The following is a 19,540-nucleotide window of genomic DNA, read 5'->3' on the forward strand; positions in this document are numbered from 1 at the left end:
TTAGTGAGAGGTGTCACTATGTATACGCAAAAAATAACTTTTGATCCTCATGCTGATACGGGATTAACGCTTTATTTAAATGATCAGTTAGTTTCAATGGATCGAATTGAAAAACGGCCTTTTATTCTAGTGATCCCAGGTGGAGGTTATAGTTTTTGTAGCGAAAGAGAAGCAGAACCAATTGCTTTAGCTTTCGTTGCCAAAGGATACCATGCTGGTGTTTTACGCTATCACGTGGGTGAACAACGAGATTTTGAGCAGTCGTTACAAGATGGTGAACGTGCCCTAATTGAAATCAAAAAAATCGATCCGTGCTTTAAAGTCGCACATGACCAAATTGCGGTGATAGGTTTTTCTGCTGGTGGTCATTTAGCAGCAGCAATGTCGACCTTATTAGAGGAGAAACCTGCTTTGTGTATTTTAGGTTATCCTGCTATTTTAGCTTCCTTTGCAGAAGTGATGAAAATCGAAGCGCCTTCGTTAGATGCTTGTGTTACGCCAGAAACACCACCAACATTTTTATTTTCGACATTTGAAGACAATGTGGTGCCAATTGAGAATTCTTTACTCTATTTAGCTGCATTAGAAGCAAATGATGTTCCCTTTGAAAGTCATATTTTTCAAAAAGGATTACATGGTTTGTCGTTAGCGACGAAATGGTTTGGTGCGTCACCTGAAATGATTGATGAGCGGTTTGCTCGATGGTTTGAGTTAGCTTACGAATGGCTTGAATTGAATTGGTCACAACCTAAGTCTTTGGCACAGGGGGAAGAAGAGGAATCACTTAAACCTTTGTTCGAGCAATCATTACAGCATTTAATGAAAGAAAAGCGAATACAAGAACTACTTATCAAAGAATTTCCGAAACTTTCCGAAAAGAGTTATTACAAAATCATTCGTAAGTTTACATTGAATCAACTGCATCGGCTAGCACCTGAGATTTTTTCATCAACGAAACTGACACTTGTTCAAGAAAAAATCGAGAAAAATTTTTAGAAAGCGAGAAGAAAGCAATGAAATGTTTGATTGTACCAGAAAGTTACAAGGCTTCGACTAATCTTAGCCAAACGCGTCCGCAACAGTTGGAAAAAATAATTGGATTTCGGAACCAGTGCGCAGCTTTTCAAATTTTATTACATGACGGCAAAAAAAATCAGTTTAGCTTAGACCATCAATTCGCTATTCCAGATGAGATCGAGATTCCCACGTATCGTGTATCTATTGAAACAACTTTACCTTATGAGGCACAGTTTGTAGATTATTATATGGGAAAAGATGAGATTGCTTACGCAGACAAATTACTTGAAGAACGCGCGCATACATTTAGTGGTGATCGTTATGCACCTATTTATGTCGAAATTCCGTTAAGTAAAGACCTATTAAGTGGTTCTTATTCCATTGATTTTTCAATTTACCGGTCATTTATCAATCAAGAGGAACAACTGATCTTACAAAAATCAGTTGAACTAATGGTTTCAGACTTTGTCTTTCCTGATTGTCCGCAAGAAGAGTTCAAATTAGATCTGTGGCAACAACCATCTAATTTAGCACGCACTTTTCAAGTACCTTTATGGGGGGAAGCGCACTTTGAATTAATTGATAAAATGGCAAAACTTTTATCTGAGATTGGACAAAAATCCGTAACGGTTATTGCTGGAGAGATTCCTTGGAAAGGTTGGTTTAATTATATTGTCAAAGATTACCCGGCTAATCTTTACGAATACTCTATGATTCCAATTCGGAAAGATCAAACGGGAAAGCTACTTTGTGATTTTTCAATTTTGGATCGCTATCTTGCTTGTTTTGCAAATTATGGCATTAATCAAGAAATTAATCTTTTTGGATTACTAGGCGTTTGGTCTCCACCTTATTTTCCGATCAATAAACAATTTGAGCACACTGAAAAATTAGTTCTTCGTTATTTTGACGAAAGCACAAAGCGAATTGCATTTATTGAGCAAAAAGGTGATTTCACTGCCTATTTGGAACAATTAGTCACCCATTTGAAAGAACTTGGCGTTTGGGAAAAAACTTATTTCAATGCTGATGAGCCAAAAAAACATGAGATCCATCAATTTATGACAGCATTACAGGAACTAAAAGCGATTGAGTCCACAATTAAAACAAAAGTTGCTTTTGACAAAGAAGAGGTCTTACACAGTTTGTTACCAGTAATTGACTATCCTGTGACATCTTTTTATTGTACCTGTCAAAATTACCAAGAACTAACAAAAAAATTTCCGGGAAAAACACAATATTATGTTTGCAACTATCCGTCAAAACCGAATACTTTTTTGCACAGTCCACTATTAGAAACAAGAGTACAAGGTGTTCTTGCTTACTTTTTCAAGACAGATGGACTTTTACGATGGGCATTGAATTGTTGGCCAACTAACGCACGTACTGATATTCGTTACAACACTGCAGCTTTACCTATTGGCGATAACTGTTTGATCTATCCTGGAACCAATGGTCATTTGCTACTTTCTTTACGCTACAAACAATTAAAACGTGGCATTGAAGATTTCTGGTTGTTAAAAGCGACGGAAAAACAGGATAAGAACGCAGTCAAGAACATTTTAGAAGGATTCTTAGAAATCGACTCGACAAAATGGATGCTGGATAGTCATCAAGCCAATGAACAAGCATTTCAATTATCGGAGAAACAATATCAGCACTTGAGATCGTCATTGATCCAGCAATTAACCCAAATAAGCCAAGGGAGCAGTGTACAATGAAGAAAAAATTTCAAGTAGTTACATTAATTAGTGCGTTGATTTTATCAGGTATCTCTTTTTCTTCAGCAGATGCGGTAACCAATGAAGATATGGCAAGTAGTTCCAGTGAACGAATTGAAACAACAACCGATACACAACAGACAAGTGAAACAAGTACCAGTACAACACTTGATTCACAGACCGATGAAACAAGCACTAATACTTCAAATACCAGTGACTCAACGAAAACTGAGTCCACCAAGGAAACCGAGTCAACTAACACAACAACGGATACATCTGTTGATCCCAATCAAACGAAAGTTGCTGATCCCGATGAACAGGCAATTCTTGATGCAATTGGCAAAGGAGATAATTTTAACTCACGCTTATATTTGAATTATTTTGGTGGAAAATTGGATACATTGTTTGCTACGACTAGTGGAGATGGATTCAATTTTGGCTTTTTGATGTTATATAGTGGGCAACTTCGCTTAGCGAAAACACAATTTGAAGTGGATTCATTAGTAATCAAACAATTGATGTCTACCTACTTGCTGTATGATATTGCTTTTGCAAAGGACAGTCACTTTATGTCTTTATTAGCAAATAATGATGGTACATCACCTTCTGAATACACAGGTTTTTATCCGAATACACGGCCATTAGAAGGAACTGCGCTGAATAATCAGACAGGGAAATCAATGAACTTAAAAGCATATTACGTCAATCAGAATTCTGACAAAACAGTGATGATCCATGGTGGTTTTCGTGGGAATTGGGACAACGGTGTGGTGACACCAGAATACGATAATTTTTATCAGGCAGGGTACAATTTATTATTTGTTGATTCACGTACTACTGGTGGAAGTGACGGAGATTTCGTTACGTATGGACAATACGAGTCAGATGATGTGTTGTACTGGATCAATCGTGAAGTTCAAACAAAACCGAATCAAGGTATTTTATTGTATGGTGGATCAATGGGGGCAGCAACAATGATGTCTGTTTTGGCGAAACCCATACCAAAAAATGTAAAGGGCATCATTGAAAACTGTGGCTTCCAATCCATTGATGAACAGTTACGTTATACGTATACGAACTTAGTTGCTCCAGCACTAAAAGACTTAGCATCAATTGTTGATTTAGACATTGTTGCAGATCAGGCACATGAAGATCTTTATATGCAGCTGCTAAAAGAAAACTACTTTGATCAAGAACTACATTTAAATACGACTGAAAATCTTCCGATTTTAGGAATGAGCCAAACGAATATACCTAAGTTACTGATTCATGGAACGGAAGATAACGTCGTACCCGTTTCAAATGCACAAAATCTTTATGATGTGTCAAAAGGGTACAAAGATTTGGTCTTAATCAATGGAGCAGGACATGGTGAGGCACAAAAAGTGGATCCGACGACCTATAATCAGCATGTGAGCGACTTTTTAGCTGTAGTTTTTGATGACCAAGTAAAAGTACGTTATGTAGACGAAAAAAACCAAAGTCTGTTATCAGATAAAGAGCTCATACTTTCTGGTTCTTATGGAGAGTCGTATCAAACAGAAGCAAAAACATTTGATCACTATGAATTATTTTCTGTTGAAGGTCTTGAGCAAGGAACATTTAATGAAACTATTCCAGTTGTGACCTATAAATATAAAAAAGTCTCCTCATCAACAATTGACTCTTCTACAAACGCTGATACTTCAGAAACAACAACAGATCCATCTTCTTCACAGCCAATAGTTACATCAGATACAAAAAATACAAAAGATATAAAAGGCACAGGATCTGAAACAAAGAAAGATTCGCAAGCATCAGCAACAAAAGCTAGACCAAAAAGTTATCCCAAAACTGGCGAAAAGAAATCAATAGTATCGCCAATTTTGGGAGGCTTGGTAGTCGTAATGGTCGGAGTCATCAGTTTTTGGCAGAAAAGGAGATCGTAGATGAAGTGGTTGAAACGAATTTTATTAGGGACTTTAATACTCGTAGGGATGGTTTTTCTCGGAGGTTGGCTAACCGTTCAATTAACACCTAGTCCAGTTAGCCATTTCGTTCGTAAACAATTTGATACAAGCCAGCAAGCACAAGTTTATCCACGACCAGATTTTTATACGCATGACGCACAAGAAGTATCAATTGAGAAGGATATAAACTATCAATCAACGGGAAAAAATAATCTCATGGATGTCTATATTCCTAAAAACCAATCTGAAAAAATGCCTATTGTATTCTGGGTTCATGGAGGTGCCTATGTTGGTGGAGACAAAAAGGATTGTGAAGATTACTTAACAATGTTAAGTGCAGAAACAAAAACGGTCATAGTCAATCTGAACTACGAACTTGCTCCAGAAGCAAAATATCCAACACCTGTTAGACAATTAAACGAAGCAATAGCAACAATCAAAGAACGTACGATTGCTAATATCGACTGGGAACAGGTTTTATTAGGTGGTGACTCAGCGGGCGCACAAATTGCTAGTGAATATTTAATTCATTTATCTAATTCACATTTGAAAGACATTAATCAATTGCAACCTGTACTAAAAAGTACGCAAGTGAAGAAATTCATTTCGCTTTCTGGCTTGCTTGAGCCAGATAAATTTGCAGATGTCGATGATCCCATCTCAAGTTTCTTATTTAAACAAAGTGGTTGGGCATACTTTGACCAAAAAGATTTTGTGAATGACACAGATATCAAAGAGTTAACATTAGCAAATCATGCCAATGAGCTATCACAGGCTTTTTTCTTTACGGATGGGAATGAGAATACATTTACGGAACAAATGAAAACTACTGTAAAATCTTTAGAAAAAGCAGAATTATCTGTTACAGAAATTTCGTATAAAAAACCAGCTTTAGGACATGAATATCAATTTGATTTTAGTAAACCAGAAGCAGAAAAAAACTTTGATGCACTGGTTCGTTTTGTAAATGATCAAAGTTAACAAAGAGAGACTGAAACATACCTTTGTTTCAGTCTTTTTGCTCATCATCATGAAAATTAAAGTTTCCTGTTGACTAGATGCATGGTATGTCTTTGCTGCTGTTGAAACCATCAAAATGGTCTGTTATGATTAATTCAACATTTAAAGGAGGGCTTTGTTTGACAGACTTATGTTTACTTTCGGTAGTCGTATAGTTAATAAAAAAAGTAGCTATAGAGAGGTTATTACAAAGTATGCAAATTAGAACAATAAACAAAAAAGATTTTTTAAAAGTTGATAAAATGATTCGTGAAGCTTTCGAACATACAGAACGTGGATATGGTAACGAAGCTGAATTAGTTGATAAAATACGTGCTAGTGACACCTACGATCCTGCATTAGAAATGGTTGCTGTTGATGATGAGAACTTTATAGTAGGTCACGGATTATTAAGTGAAGTGGAGATTGTCGATTCTGATGGAGTTGCATATGTAGGATTAGTTTTGGCTCCTCTTGATGTGGAAGTTAGTCATCAAGGGGAAGGAATAGGAACGAATATCTTGATGGAGCTAGAAAAGATAGCAAAAGAACTTCATTATCGATTTATCAGCATCCTTGGTCATCCAGAATACTATCCAAGACTTGGCTATGTACCAGCAAGCAAGTACAGTGTTAAGGCGCCTTTTGATGTCCCTGATGAAATGTTTATGATAAAACCATTATATGATAATGCATTAGATTCAATTAGCGGCACAATAAAATATTCTGATACTTTTAATGAATAAAAAAAGAAGCTGATATCAGCTTCTTTTTTGCGTTGTTACTTTCTTTTTCAAAATGAATAGAGAAAAAATATATAGTAGAACAGTGTGTGGCTCAAGCATCGATAAAAAGCATTTACATTTCCCTCACGATCCAGAAAGAGTAAAATGGTTCATGGAAGGACTTTGATTTTTAGTCAAGAAGTGTACAAAATGGTCAATTGATGGAGGAAAACAAGATGAATATCAAAGAAGCAGCCCAATTAACGGGACTATCCCATGATACCATTCGTTATTATGAACGAATTGGCATTATTATGCCGGTACCAAGACAAGAAAACGGTCTAAGAAATTTTTCAGAGAGAAGTATTAACCAGTTGAAGTTTGCAAAGAAAATGCGTCATGCGGGAATGGGTGTGGAAAGTTTACGCGAATATGTAGCAATGATTTATGAAAACGATGATTTGACCATCCCAGCTCGCAAAACATTATTATTAGAGCAAGCTGACTTGATGCAAGAAAAAATAACCAAAATGCAAGCAGCACATGATTATCTGCTATTCAAAGTCGAAAACTATGAAGACCACATGCGCAAGTCTGAACAAAAATTACAATAAAATAGCTAAAAAATCCCACTTTACCATGTAGGCGAGTGGGATGAGTAAATAGAGGGTTAGTTGTTGATTCGCGTCCGATTTGTCATACTGACATTTCCTAGATAGCGGTATAAAGGTAAGATATCTGTCTTCTTGGGAAACTCGAATTTATGTAATGCGTGTACTTCGTTGTTTGAACGTTGATTAATATTTTTAAGATAAGTAATTGTGATCTCGCTGTCGTCTAATCCGGTTCCCGCAGTTTCCATATCGACTTCAACAATTGAATCGAGATGAATCGAGTGGAAGGCGGTTTTCTTACCAGTTGCTCCTTGTTTGTCTACGAAAATCACTCGATGATTTGTAAAAATCAACGCATCCCTGACCAATTGATAGCCCATCGTGATTTCTTCGTTGTCGAAAAGATATTCTCCATATTCTTGAGTCAATTGTTCTGGTGTTTTTTCCGAGTAATTTCCTAAAGCTCCTTGTACAAGATTATTAAATAATGCCATAATGTTGCCTCCTAGGTTGTATTTTTTGTTTCCACAATGAGCATGGTCAACTAGTTAGCTAATCATACCTTATTTTATCGTACCATGTCAGGCATATTTTTGGTTCTAAAGTTGTTCTTTATTATTAAAAACTGAATCAAATGGCTAAGTGGTGCTATAATAAACTTACGATAATTGAAATGAGGTCTGTGAAGTAATGAATGAAACATTTTTGGAAGTAATGAAGCATGAAGGAGTAGTGACAATAATTTCTTCGAGCAAAGAAACTCCAGGATTTCATGCAGTGAATACTTGGAACAGCTATGTTCAAATCAGTGACGATGAATTATATATCCCTGCGGCTGGGATGCACAGTGTCCAACAGGATATCGAAAAAAATAATCATGTAACGCTAACGGTTGGAAGCAAAGAAGTCATCGGTACGGTGGGACATGGCGCAGGATTCCACTTACATGGAACAGCCAATTTTATCACAGAAGGACCAATTTTTGATGAAATGAAGGAAAAGTTTCCTTTTTTAAGCCGTGTATTGCAAATAACTGTTACTGATATTGAGCAAAAAATCTAACAAAAAGGGACCAGCTCTCAATGGGCAGTCCTTTTTTGTTAGATTTAACCAAGTATTCAAAACAGCATAGCTCTAAAACGTCTTCCGAGTTCATTCCTGCCTTTCTTTTGTTTTGGAAGCATTCAAAACAGCATAGCTCTAAAACCTCGGATCAAAATTTTTGAGGTTCCGTAATCGCACTATTTGCCCATAGCGAGGCTCCAGTTTGAATGCTTCTTTATACTTAATTTAGTAATCTGTTGGTTATTTGAATGTCAACGAACAGTTTTCTTTAGTATAACATAAACTGACTTTCTGTTATAACCAGTTTTTTAGTTGCTGAATGAGTCGAAGCTACAAAAAATATTTTTTAATGATCCAACAAATCAAGATCGTAATCAAATCCGTTTTCGTCACTTAGTTTTTTATAAAATTCACCACTTTTTTTGATTGTTCGTTTTTGCGTAGGTAAATCTAAGGAAACTAATCCGTAACGATTTTTGTAAGAATTGATCCATGACCAACAGTCAATGAACGTCCATAGATGATAGCCCTTGATGTTACATCCGTCATTAATTGCTTTCCAAAGATAAGCTAAGTGGTCTTGAATAAATTCAATGCGGTACTCATCGATTACTTGCCCAGTTTCGTCCATAAATCGTTCTTCATTGGCAACCCCCATTCCATTTTCGGAGATGAATGCCTCAATGTTTCCATAGTTATTCTTGATATCCATACATAAATCATAGATTCCTTTTTCATAAATTTCCCAACCACGATATTCATTCATACGACGTCCAGGCATTATATGATTCTCAAAGAACCATTCAGGTAGGAAAGGGCCTTCTGGATTAATTGCTGTGAGGCGAGCTTTTACTCTGCGAGGTTCATAGTAGTTCAACCCTAAAATTTGGGCGGTATTTTCTTGAATCGTTGCTAGATCTTCTTGAGTAAAGTCGAGCGGCAACTGGTCATATTTGTTTAAAAGTTCTACTAATTTTGGTGGAAAGTTTCCTTTTACCATTGGATCTAAAAAACTTCGCGTGTAAAATAAGTCTGCAATCTCTGCGGCTTTGACGTCAGCAGGATTCTGACTTCGTGGGAAGGTTGGGCTAAGATTTAAAATGACACCAATCTTGCTTGATAACTTGTAAGTTTTAAAAACTTCAATTGCTTTTGCATGTGCTAAGATTGTAAAGAATGCAGCTTGACTTCCACGTTTAAAGTCAACCAAATTTGGGTAATGAAAGTCTTCTAAGTAGGAGCCAAGAATGGGCCCAAGTGGTTCGTTAAACGTAAACCAATGAAAGACTAAATCGCCAAATTCTTCAAAACATGTTTTTGCAAAATGGACATAGGCATCAACGACATCTCGTGATTCCCAACCACCTTTGTCTTGTAACTTAGCAGGCATATCAAAATGATAAAGATTAGCAAAAACTTTTATTCCGTTTTGATTCATTTCAGTAAATAAATCACGATAGAAAGCAATCGCTTGTGGATTAACTTCTCCTACGCCATCATGTGGAAACATTCTTGCCCAAGAAATAGATACCCGAAAAGAATTATGTCCAGTTTGTTTCATTAACTGAATATCTTCTTTGTAACGATGGATATGATCGCTTGTGATTTCTGAGCTGATTCTTTGGTAGAAGCGATTAGGTTGTTCTTTGTACCAACGTTCCCAAACAGTTTCAGCTTTTCCTGTTTCGCCACGCCCTTCAGCTTGCTCAGCAGACCACGCAGATCCCCACCAAAAGTTTTCTGGGAATGATAATTTTTTGATTGTACTCATTGATAGACCTCCTTTAAATTCATTCCAATCATAACATCGCTTTCAAATAAAATAAATACTTTTTATATAAAATATATATCTTTTTCGAGAGAGCTTGTTTTTTTTAGTTAAAAATAGCTAAAAGTATGGTAAAGTATAGAAGAAGCTATTGTTTTAAGTGGAAGGAGGATACGTATGAAACAAATTCCCAAATATATGGAAATTTATTTAGATGTTAAACGGAAAATCATGGATGATGGGTATCAGGTTGGCACCAAATTACCGACTGGTGACCAACTAGCAGAAGAATATGGAACAAGCAAATTAACTGTAAAAAAGGGGATTGATTTATTAGTATCTGAAGGTGTTTTGCGGACGCGTAGCGGATTTGGTACAGAAGTTTTGCGTAAACCAATTGATAATTCAAAAGTTTTTGGTCCAAACGAAGGTTTACTGAGCACGATGGGGGAAGAACATGTGGACTCTGAGATCCATACTTTTTCGATTGAACTTCCTTCAAATGAGGTGGCAGAAATGCTACAAATCAGCGAGAAAGATTACATTTACAATATTATCCGAAGTCGATTCATAGACCACCAACCTTATTCAATTGAACAAACATTTATGCCACTGGCTATTATACCTGGGCTGGAACCTAAGCATTTGAAAAAATCAGTTTATGCTTATATCACAGACGAATTAAATCTGGAAATAAAGTCCTCTCATTTGTGGATCAAGGGAGATGTGGCTAATGAGTTTGATGCAAAAATCCTAAATATCGATCCTGGTGAATTTATGATTGAAGTAGATAAAGTTGTCTCGTTGTCCTCAGGAGTACCGTTTGAATATTCTTTATCTAGACATATTTACAAGGACTTTGTTTTTGAAGCAATCTTTGTTGAAAAATAAAAATCGCATATTAAACTAAAATAAACAGCAAGTTAAGTCTATTTCTTGCTGTTTATTTTTTATTTTTGCAAAAGTATATATTTTTTAAAAAAGATATTTACTTTACTCAGAAGACGAGTTATTATCTAGAGGAAGGCAATCGCTTACAAACAAAGGGGGAGAGTTTTATGGGTAAAAGTAAAAAAGAGGTCATCCTTGAAAAATTTGGGATAATCGCAACAAGATTAGGAAATCAGATTCACTTACGAACACTGCGAGACGCATTTGCAACGTTCATGCCGTTTATGATGTTAGCTGGGTTTGTTACTTTGATTAACTATGTCATATTGGAGCCAACAGGTTTTTTAGGTCACTTTATTCGGCCCGAAACTTTATCAACGATTCAAGAAATCGGAATTTCAATTAGCAACGGTACACTGAGTATTACAACGTTATTAGTTGTAGCAGCAGTCTCTTATCATATGTGTGTTAGCCGCAATTATCAAAATTCAATCGCTGCAGTGCTAGTTGCTATTTCTACTTTCATTGTTCTCACACCAATGGTTATGATGTTTACTCCAGAAAATAGTCAAAAAGCAATAGAAGTGAATGGCGTGATTCCGATTGCTTACACCGGAGCTTCAGGCATGTTTGTCGGTATTTTTGTCGGCCTTGCAGCCACCGAATTATTTATCAAATTATCTAAAAATGAAAAACTTCAGATCAATTTATCTGGCAATATTCCGCCAGCTGTTCTGAAATCATTCAATGTCTTGATTCCGATTATGTTGACCATTACCATATTCGCAATTGGTTCATTTACTATCAATCAGTTATTCCATATGGATGTCAATACATTGATCACAACGATTATTACAAAACCTTTGAGCAAAATCACTACTGGGCTACCAGGATTCTTATTGTTAACATCCATTGCAAATTTATTTTTTGGTTTTGGCATTCATCAGGCTGTCATTTCTGGTTCATTACTCGATCCTTTTTTGATTCAAAATATGCAAGAAAACATGGCTGCCTACGCTAATAAAGAAGAGATTCCTCACATCATCAACATGGCTTTCAAAGATACGTTTGCTGTAATGGGCGGCTCTGGTAATACGATTGCCTTACTTATTGCGATTTTTATTTTTAGTCGTCGTAAAGACTACAAAGACTTTGCTAAATTATCTGTTACACCCGCTATTTTCAATATCAGTGAGCCGATTATTTTTGGGTTACCCATTGTGTTTAATATTAGCTTAATTATTCCATTCGTTTTAGCACCAATATTTTCACTAACTGTTGCTTATTTTGCAACAGCAGTTGGATTGATCAATCACGTCGTTGTCCAAATTCCTTGGACGACACCGCCAATCATTTCTGGGTTCTTAGCGACTGGTGGGGATTGGCGTGCTGCAGTTCTTCAAATTCTGATTATTGCTGCCAGTGTGTTCATCTATTTACCGTTTTTACGTATTGACGAAAAAGTTATGTCGAATATGACAAAATAACTTTCAAATAGCTTAAAAAAAGCGAACAGCCAATTGTTCGCTTTTTGTTTGCTTAAACAAAAAATTTCTTTTCACTTCTGACAAAAGAAAAAATATGTTATGCTAGATAAGTAAAAAATAATAGAATCTACTCACAAAGGGGAGCCTTTCGAGGCTGAGAATGAGTTTACTCTAAACCCTCCGTACCTGTTTCGGTCATACGAACGTAGGAATTGTGACGAGTGGAAGTGTAGCTAACACTTCTCCTTTGTGAATTGTGATGATTCTAAAGGAGGAGTTTTTTTATGCATTCAGAAACAAAAGTGTGGATTGAAGGGACGATTATTGCAGCATTAGCGATGGTGCTTTCACTGATTCCACTCGATATTGGAAGCAGTTTTACCTTATCAATTGGACAAATTCCAATAACTATTTATGCTTTACGTAGAGGCTTTAAAGCAGGATTAGGTGCTGGGTTGATTTGGGGATTATTACACTTTTTAATGGGGAAAGTTCAATTTTTGAGTGTCCCACAAGTTTTAATTGAGTATCCAATCGCATTTACCTTTGCTGGGTTTGCTGGAGTGTTTGCCTTGTCCTTACATCGCGCAATGGTGAATGGGGAGACATCCAAAATTTATGGGATCCTAATTGTCTCATCGGTGGTTGGAACCTTCACTCGCTTTTTCTGGCATTTTGTTGCTGGTGGTATTTTTTGGGGGGATTATGCACCGGAAGGGATGAATCCTTGGATATTTTCATTTGTTATGAATGGCGCGAGTGGTTTAGCCACTGCAATTGTCGTCGCAATTGTGGTCGTTATCTGTTATCGAGTAGCACCAAAGCTATTTGATCCACAAAAATAAAATGAAAAAACTCTTAAAAGACTTTTTGTTATCGAAGTCTTTTAAGAGTTTTTTTTGTTTATGCCAGCGATTTCTTTGCTAGCTGCGAAGGAGAAAGACCATAATATTTTTTGAAGAGTTTACTAAAATGATACGCATCTTGATAACCTACAGCTTGAGAAATTTCTCTGATTGTTAATTGTTCGTTTGCTAGTAGTTCCTTAGCATGTTTCAGTCGAACTTGGATAAGATAATTGATAGGGCTCATACCCGTAGACTCTTTAAAAACTTTTGATAAATATGTGGGGCTAACATACAACGTGTCAGCTAATTGCTCTAAAGTAATTTCTTGCGTGTGATGATTTTCCAAATAATAAATCGCATGGTTGACTAAATATTGTTTTCGTTTGGCATTTTTTGAAAGTGCCAAAGTGACCGTATTATCTTGCGTTTTTTCTAGACTTCTTAAAATGAGTACTAACATCTCAATGATTAACGCTTTGACCATTAATTGAAATTCTGGTTGTTCTTCACCATATTCTTTGACGAGGCGCCACGCTTTGTCGAGAAACTCCCATTGATATTCTCCAAGATTAAGAATTGCATTTTTTGTTGGTAAGTGATTTCTCTTTAGTCCGTCTAATGAAATATTCGTTAACCCAATATGAAGTTGATGAGAATAGGTTCCTTGTTTTTGTTCTTCCCCGTGATGGGTTCCAGGATTAAAGAGCATAATTTGACCAGCATTTAATTGAAATTCTTGCCCTTCGATTGTATAGTTCGCTTGCCCCTCTAACACGATACTGATTTCTAGAAAATCATGGGTATGGCTGTCACTTTTGTTTCCTTGTTCGTTCCAAGGATCAAAAGCATAAATAATTTCTGGGTTAAATATTTGGGCATTTGTATAACTCATGAATGAAAACCCTTTCTTTTAGATTTGATAATATTGTACATCAAAACAAGTAAGAATAACCATTTTCTTTCGAATTTATTAAGGATAAGCTAATACTTGATTGAGAAAAGGCTTTCGTATAGGAGGGAAAATAAAATGAGCAATTATCAATGGATTTGGCAGTATGTAAAGAAATATGCAAATAAAGGATTTCTGGCAATTATTTTTTTAATAATCAATGCGCTTTTAATTGTAGTCAACCCATTAGTGGCTGGTGAGATTGTAGATAAAGTAATTGAAAAAGGGGAAGCAAATTTATTAATTCCGTTATTAGCATTGATGATTGGTATCACGATTTTTCGAACAATCATTCGTTATACTTATCAGATTTTATTTGAACGAATTGGTCAGAACAGTTTGTTCGAGCTACGGCAAGAAATGTATCAAAAATTACAAGAACTTGATTTTGATTTCTTCAATCACACTCGAGTTGGCGACATCATGGCTAGAATGACAGGGGATACAGATGCTATTCGTCATTTTGTTTCGTGGGTAGTCTATAACATCATTGAATGTATTTTATGGTTCAGTATTGCTGTCATCGTAATGGCAACAATTAATTGGCAATTGATGCTGGCACTGGTTGCAGTCACCCCAATCATTTTCTTACTTACTCAAAAGATGTCGAAGCAAGCGCGACCAATCTTTTTTGAGATTCGAGAAAGTTTTTCTCGTCTGAACTCAATGGTTGAAGAGAATATTGGTGGCAATCGTGTCGTCAAAGCATTTGCTAGGGAAGATTTTGAAATTCAAAAATTTGTGGAGCACAACGAAGATTACAAAGCACAGAACATGAAATCAGCTGAAGTTTCTATGAAATATCTCCCTTGGTTAGATGGATTAGCTGGAAGCTTGAATGTGATTACGCTGATTTTAGGCGGGTTATTTGTTATACAAGGAAAGATGACTTTAGGTGACTTGATTGCTTTTAATGGTTTTTTATGGATGCTGAATCAACCGATGAGAATGAGCGGCTGGTTGATTAACGATGTTCAACGTTTTTCGGCAGCTTGTATCAAAATTCGGCAAATGTTAGGAACTAAACCACAAATTCCTGTATTGACTCACAATGAAGTAAAAAAAATCAAAGGTCATGTTGAATTTAGAGATGTTTCATTTCACTTTTCTGATGATCCTACTACGTTAGTTTTGAAACACATCTCATTCAAGATTAGCCCAGGGCAAACAATTGGCATCTTAGGAGAAACTGGTTCAGGAAAAACAACGCTAGTTAATTTAGTTGGTCGTTTCTATGATCCAACTTCAGGTGAAGTTTTGATTGATGGAAAAAATGCAAAAGAATATCCTGTTCGTCAGTTACGTGAAAATATCTCGATGGTTATGCAAGATGTCTTTTTATTTTCCAATACGATTGAAGACAATATTGCTTTTGGCAATCCATTAGCAAATGAAACATACGTCCAACAAATGGCACAGATTGCTGATGCACATGAATTTATCTCACGGATGCCGGAAGGGTATGAAACGATTGTGGGTGAACGTGGTGTTGGACTTTCTGGTGGACAAAAACAGCGAATATCGTTAGCAAGAGCTTTAACAAAAGATCCCTCTATTCTTATTTTAGATGATACGACTTCAGCAGTTGATATGGAAACCGAATTTAAAATTCAACGAGAGTTAACACAGTTAACAACTGAAAAGACAACATTTATTATTGCTCATCGTATTTCTTCCGTTCGTGAAGCTGATTTGATTCTGATGATGGAAAAAGGACAAGTGATTGAGCAAGGAACGCACAAAGAATTGCTGCAACAAAAAGGACGTTACTACGAAGTTTACCAAAAACAATTAGGCATCCAAGAGAAGGAGGGGAACTAATGGCACGGAATAAATTTGATGTAGATGAAACCTTGGAACAAGAATTCAACTGGTCACATTACCGTCGCTTGGCCATTTATGTGAAACCCTATAAAAAAGCAATTTTTAAGGCTTTGTTTGTTATCATCCTTGCCAATACTGCAGGGATGTTGGGACCTTACTTTACCAAAATTGCTATTGATGATGTGATCCCGAAAGAAAATACGACACTACTGATTCAGATAAGTGTGATTTTCTTGCTCTCTCTATTTATCATTGGGTGGTGTATGCGTTATCGAATTTATGCAATTACCGAGATTGGGCAAGATATTTTGAAAGATATGCGTTATTCAATCTTTGAACATTTACAACATTTACCATTTTCCTATTTCGACAACCGACCTCACGGGAAAATTTTGATTCGTGTCGTTAATTACATCAACACGTTGAGTGACCTGCTAAGTAATGGGTTGATTAATCTGATTTCAGACATTTTTAATGTATTGATCACACTGATATTCATGCTTTTTATTGATGTTAAATTAACGTTGTATAGTTTGATTTTACTACCAGTCTTATTTGTGATTGTTATGATCATCAAGACAAAACAACGTAAAGCATATCAAGTGTTGAGTAATAAGCAATCCAATTTAAATGCTTACATTCATGAAAGTATTTCTGGTATCAAAATCACACAATCTTTTGCTCGTGAACAGGAAAATTATGAAATTTTCAATGAGGTCAGTGACGAATATCGTTCTTCATGGATGAAAGCTGTCAAAGTCCAGTTCATGCTGTGGCCGGGAGTTCAAAACATCGCCGTAATGACAACTTGTTTGATTTATTTTGTAGGTATTCGCCAAATAGGGGTTAATGTTACAACAGGAACATTGATTGCTTTTATCGGTTACATCAATAATTTTTGGAACCCAGTAATCAATATTGGAAACTTTTATAATTCACTGATTACGGCAACAGCTTACTTGGAACGAATTTTTGAAACGATGGATGAAGTACCTGATATCCAAGATGAACCAAATGCACAGATTTTGCCACCGATTAAAGGGGACGTTCACTTCGATCATGTCACATTCCGTTATGAAGAGGGCAAGAATATCTTAAATGATGTCAGCTTCCATATTAATGCCGGTGAGAGCATTGCGTTGGTTGGCCCAACAGGGGCGGGGAAAACAACGATTATTAATCTTTTGAGTCGTTTTTATGATGTGAATGAAGGCAGTGTCAAAGTGGATGGTTACGACGTTCGGTCAGTCACACTGGCTTCATTACGAACACAAATGGGCGTTATGTTACAAGACACATTTGTTTTTTCTGGGACAATTATTGATAATATTCGTTATGGAAAGTTAGATGCGACGAAAGAAGAAATAATCGCAGCTGCTAAAATCGTTCGAGCGCATGACTTTATCAAAGAGCTAAAAGATGGATACGATACTGTCGTCGAAGAAAGAGGTAGCACACTTTCTGCGGGACAACGACAACTAATTTCTTTTGCCAGAGCATTGTTGGCGGATCCAAAAATTTTGATTTTGGACGAAGCGACTTCAAGTATCGACACCAAAACAGAAGAATTACTACAAGAAGGTTTGCAACAATTATTGAAAGGACGCACTTCCTTTATTATCGCTCATCGACTATCGACGATTAAAAATAGTTCTCAAATTTTTTATGTTGCAGGTGGAAAAATAGCCGAAGCAGGGACGCATGACGACTTGATGAAAAAACAAGGTCTTTATCACCATTTATATCAATCACAATATGATTTACTTCAAACAAATTGATGATAAAAAAACAGCAAGGAAGCTACGAGCTATCTCGTATACACCTTGCTGTTTTTTTATAAAATGAACGATAGCCCTCTCTGTTAAGAGAAGGCTATCTAACTAATCAATATTTATTATTCTAAAGTTGATGGTGACTATTACTAACAATTAATTTTTCTCATTTAAACGATGTATTCCCTAACCTCTAATACATCCTTGTAACTCCAAGGTTACGCCAGTGCTGATTAAATTTCATCAAACAAATTAATAATTCGCGATAAAAATATTTTTCGTGTTAAAAATAATAATAGCAGGTTGGGACTTTAAAAGCAAGAAATCCAGCTCTCAATTAAAGAAAACTAAATAAATAGACAAACCAAAAAAGCACCTACTGTATTTATCCAGTAGGTGCTTTTAATGACTAGAACTGCAATCATTCATATGAGGTATCTCTCCTATAGGGATTTTTTCAATTCTTGTACAGCTTGTTCAATCGTCACACCTGTAGCCACATGATTTGCGTTGTCTTTATCAAAAACGATAAACAAATTCAAATCAGTATTTAAAGTAACACGATATTGTAAGTTTTTGTTATAGAATGTCATAATTCATTCTCCTTTCTTAAATCTGAACGAAAGGCAACTAATACGTTGATAACGAAATTCCACAAGTAATATAACATAAAAAATAAAAAACTGCTAGTAAAGAATTTTTTAAGATCACTTGGCGAGTTTTCTTTTTTCAATTTTGCTTGCGTCAAGAAACCAATAATCATGATAATCGCCAACTAAAGCAGTGAAAGGAATAGGTGTTTTTTCTTGATCCAGTAGTCTTTCTTCTAAATAATTTTTTAAGATCCACGGATCTTCGATTGCGACTGGTTGCAATCGCAAAATAGCTTCGATTTTTTTTGAAGTGGTTCTTAGCTCATCAGCAATTTCTTGCGTCGACAAACCTAGTAAAGCAAAGTTTTCTTGAAATTCATTAAGTGTATTTATTTGTTGTTGCTTGGTTAAAGACATCTGATCATCTCCTTGATAATAGTAAAAATGATAGTCCTAATGAACGGCAAACGCAAGTAAAACCTGTGATTAAATGTGATTCACTATTGGAAAGCTTTGCAATATGCAGTAAAGTAAAATTAGCGAGGAAATAAGTAAGAAAAGAATCAAAATTAAGAGGTGAACAATGAAATTAGTAGTGGAAAACATAAAGAAAAATTTTGATGAAAAAGTAATTTTTGATGACGCTAGCTTTACCTTTGAAAAAGGGAAAATCTACGGTTTGCTTGGACGAAATGGTTCTGGGAAAACAACCTTGTTTAATTGTATTTCGAAAAATCTATTACTCGATAATGGTACGATTGGCCTTGAAAAAAATGGCATGCTCAACACGGATTATGATAACACAGAGATTGGTTTTGTTTATACAATGCCACATTTACCAGCATTTATGACAGCGTATGAGTTTGTAAAGTTTTTTATTGACATCAACCAAGATCGGATTCAAGAAATCAAAAGACCAGAAACTTATCTGGATTCCGTTGGGATCGAACGGCAAGACCAACACCGTTTGTTAAAAGATTTTTCTCACGGCATGCAAAATAAAGTACAGCTTTTGGTTTCACTTATGGTTCAGCCACCTGTCTTATTACTAGATGAACCATTAACCTCTTTTGATGTTGTTGCGGCCCACGAGATGAAAGAGTTGATTCTAAAGATGAAAGCAAACTCAGTTATTATTTTTTCCACTCATATTTTACAATTAGCACAAGACCTTTGTGACGAAATCGTGTTACTACATCACAAAAAATTGATTGGTATCGAATCCGTTAAGATCCATGATCAAGATTTTGAAGAAGAAATCATTGACCTATTATCGGATAAAGAAGAACGGTCTACTTTTACAAAGGAAGAGGCATAG

Annotated in this window: 18 protein-coding genes and 1 riboswitch; of the genes, 13 read left to right on the forward strand and 5 right to left on the reverse strand. The window is 35.9% G+C overall.

Annotated features, from left to right (window positions below):
- The first annotated feature begins 18 nt into the window (after positions 1–18).
- From DOK81_RS06990 to DOK81_RS07015, 6 genes are all read left to right on the forward strand, one after another.
- Positions 19–996: an alpha/beta hydrolase gene (locus DOK81_RS06990; RefSeq protein ID WP_206909603.1), complete on the forward strand. Its 978-nt coding sequence runs from the start codon at positions 19–21 to the stop codon at positions 994–996.
- Positions 997–1,013: 17 nt separating this feature from the next.
- Positions 1,014–2,738: a DUF4091 domain-containing protein gene (locus tag DOK81_RS06995; RefSeq protein WP_206909605.1), complete on the forward strand. Its 1,725-nt coding sequence runs from the start codon at positions 1,014–1,016 to the stop codon at positions 2,736–2,738.
- The gene (locus DOK81_RS12300; RefSeq protein WP_242589941.1) at positions 2,735–4,666 is read left to right on the forward strand and encodes an alpha/beta fold hydrolase; all 1,932 of its coding nucleotides are present in this window, start codon (positions 2,735–2,737) and stop codon (positions 4,664–4,666) included. Before DOK81_RS06995 ends, DOK81_RS12300 begins: the two co-directional genes overlap by 4 nt.
- Positions 4,667–5,668 carry an alpha/beta hydrolase gene (locus tag DOK81_RS07005; RefSeq protein ID WP_206909607.1) on the forward strand — a complete coding sequence of 334 codons (1,002 nt, stop codon included), beginning with the start codon at positions 4,667–4,669 and terminating at the stop codon, positions 5,666–5,668.
- A gap of 233 nt (positions 5,669–5,901) precedes the next feature.
- Positions 5,902–6,432: an N-acetyltransferase gene (locus DOK81_RS07010; protein WP_206909609.1), complete on the forward strand. Its 531-nt coding sequence runs from the start codon at positions 5,902–5,904 to the stop codon at positions 6,430–6,432.
- A gap of 215 nt (positions 6,433–6,647) precedes the next feature.
- Complete coding sequence (locus DOK81_RS07015; RefSeq protein ID WP_206909611.1) at positions 6,648–7,025, forward strand: MerR family transcriptional regulator; 378 nt, start codon at positions 6,648–6,650, stop codon at positions 7,023–7,025.
- A gap of 56 nt (positions 7,026–7,081) precedes the next feature.
- Here the strand turns inward: DOK81_RS07015 and DOK81_RS07020 are convergent, their stop codons facing one another.
- A complete protein-coding gene (locus DOK81_RS07020; RefSeq protein WP_206909612.1) occupies positions 7,082–7,519 on the reverse strand; it encodes a PH domain-containing protein in 438 nt (145 codons plus the stop codon).
- A gap of 196 nt (positions 7,520–7,715) precedes the next feature.
- Here DOK81_RS07020 and DOK81_RS07025 point away from each other — a divergent pair, with 196 nt between their 5' ends.
- Positions 7,716–8,087: a pyridoxamine 5'-phosphate oxidase family protein gene (locus DOK81_RS07025; protein WP_206909613.1), complete on the forward strand. Its 372-nt coding sequence runs from the start codon at positions 7,716–7,718 to the stop codon at positions 8,085–8,087.
- A gap of 349 nt (positions 8,088–8,436) precedes the next feature.
- Here DOK81_RS07025 and DOK81_RS07030 read toward each other — a convergent pair whose 3' ends face one another.
- Complete coding sequence (locus tag DOK81_RS07030; protein ID WP_206909614.1) at positions 8,437–9,861, reverse strand: glycoside hydrolase family 1 protein; 1,425 nt, start codon at positions 9,859–9,861, stop codon at positions 8,437–8,439.
- Positions 9,862–10,035: 174 nt separating this feature from the next.
- On the opposite strand from DOK81_RS07030, the gene DOK81_RS07035 reads away from it, so the two are divergent.
- From DOK81_RS07035 to thiT, 3 genes are all read left to right on the forward strand, one after another.
- The gene (locus DOK81_RS07035; protein ID WP_206909615.1) at positions 10,036–10,749 is read left to right on the forward strand and encodes a GntR family transcriptional regulator; all 714 of its coding nucleotides are present in this window, start codon (positions 10,036–10,038) and stop codon (positions 10,747–10,749) included.
- Positions 10,750–10,916: 167 nt separating this feature from the next.
- The gene (locus tag DOK81_RS07040) at positions 10,917–12,236 is read left to right on the forward strand and encodes a PTS sugar transporter subunit IIC (RefSeq protein ID WP_206909616.1); all 1,320 of its coding nucleotides are present in this window, start codon (positions 10,917–10,919) and stop codon (positions 12,234–12,236) included.
- Positions 12,237–12,363: 127 nt separating this feature from the next.
- A riboswitch (TPP riboswitch) is annotated at positions 12,364–12,465 on the forward strand.
- 55 nt (positions 12,466–12,520) lie between these two features.
- Positions 12,521–13,081, forward strand: a complete 561-nt coding sequence (gene thiT / locus DOK81_RS07045) for an energy-coupled thiamine transporter ThiT (protein ID WP_206909617.1) — start codon at positions 12,521–12,523, stop codon at positions 13,079–13,081.
- Between the two features lie 58 nt (positions 13,082–13,139).
- On the opposite strand, the gene DOK81_RS07050 is transcribed toward thiT, so the two are convergent.
- Complete coding sequence (locus DOK81_RS07050; protein WP_206909618.1) at positions 13,140–13,976, reverse strand: AraC family transcriptional regulator; 837 nt, start codon at positions 13,974–13,976, stop codon at positions 13,140–13,142.
- Positions 13,977–14,111: 135 nt separating this feature from the next.
- Here DOK81_RS07050 and DOK81_RS07055 point away from each other — a divergent pair, with 135 nt between their 5' ends.
- Both DOK81_RS07055 and DOK81_RS07060 read left to right on the forward strand, forming a co-directional pair.
- Positions 14,112–15,854: an ABC transporter ATP-binding protein gene (locus DOK81_RS07055; protein ID WP_206909621.1), complete on the forward strand. Its 1,743-nt coding sequence runs from the start codon at positions 14,112–14,114 to the stop codon at positions 15,852–15,854.
- Positions 15,854–17,635, forward strand: coding sequence for an ABC transporter ATP-binding protein (locus DOK81_RS07060; protein ID WP_206909623.1), 1,782 nt, complete (start codon positions 15,854–15,856; stop codon positions 17,633–17,635). Before DOK81_RS07055 ends, DOK81_RS07060 begins: the two co-directional genes overlap by 1 nt.
- Positions 17,636–18,072: 437 nt before the next feature.
- Here DOK81_RS07060 and DOK81_RS07065 read toward each other — a convergent pair whose 3' ends face one another.
- Together DOK81_RS07065 and DOK81_RS07070 are read right to left on the reverse strand one after the other, a co-directional pair.
- Positions 18,073–18,222, reverse strand: coding sequence for a hypothetical protein (locus DOK81_RS07065; RefSeq protein WP_169819312.1), 150 nt, complete (start codon positions 18,220–18,222; stop codon positions 18,073–18,075).
- A 114-nt stretch (positions 18,223–18,336) separates the two neighbouring features.
- Positions 18,337–18,639, reverse strand: a complete 303-nt coding sequence (locus tag DOK81_RS07070) for a DUF2316 family protein (protein ID WP_206909624.1) — start codon at positions 18,637–18,639, stop codon at positions 18,337–18,339.
- A 166-nt stretch (positions 18,640–18,805) separates the two neighbouring features.
- Here DOK81_RS07070 and DOK81_RS07075 point away from each other — a divergent pair, with 166 nt between their 5' ends.
- Positions 18,806–19,540, forward strand: a complete 735-nt coding sequence (locus DOK81_RS07075) for an ABC transporter ATP-binding protein (RefSeq protein WP_206909628.1) — start codon at positions 18,806–18,808, stop codon at positions 19,538–19,540.

The organism is Enterococcus sp. DIV0660C (assembly GCF_017316125.1).
GTDB lineage: Bacteria > Bacillota > Bacilli > Lactobacillales > Enterococcaceae > Enterococcus_B.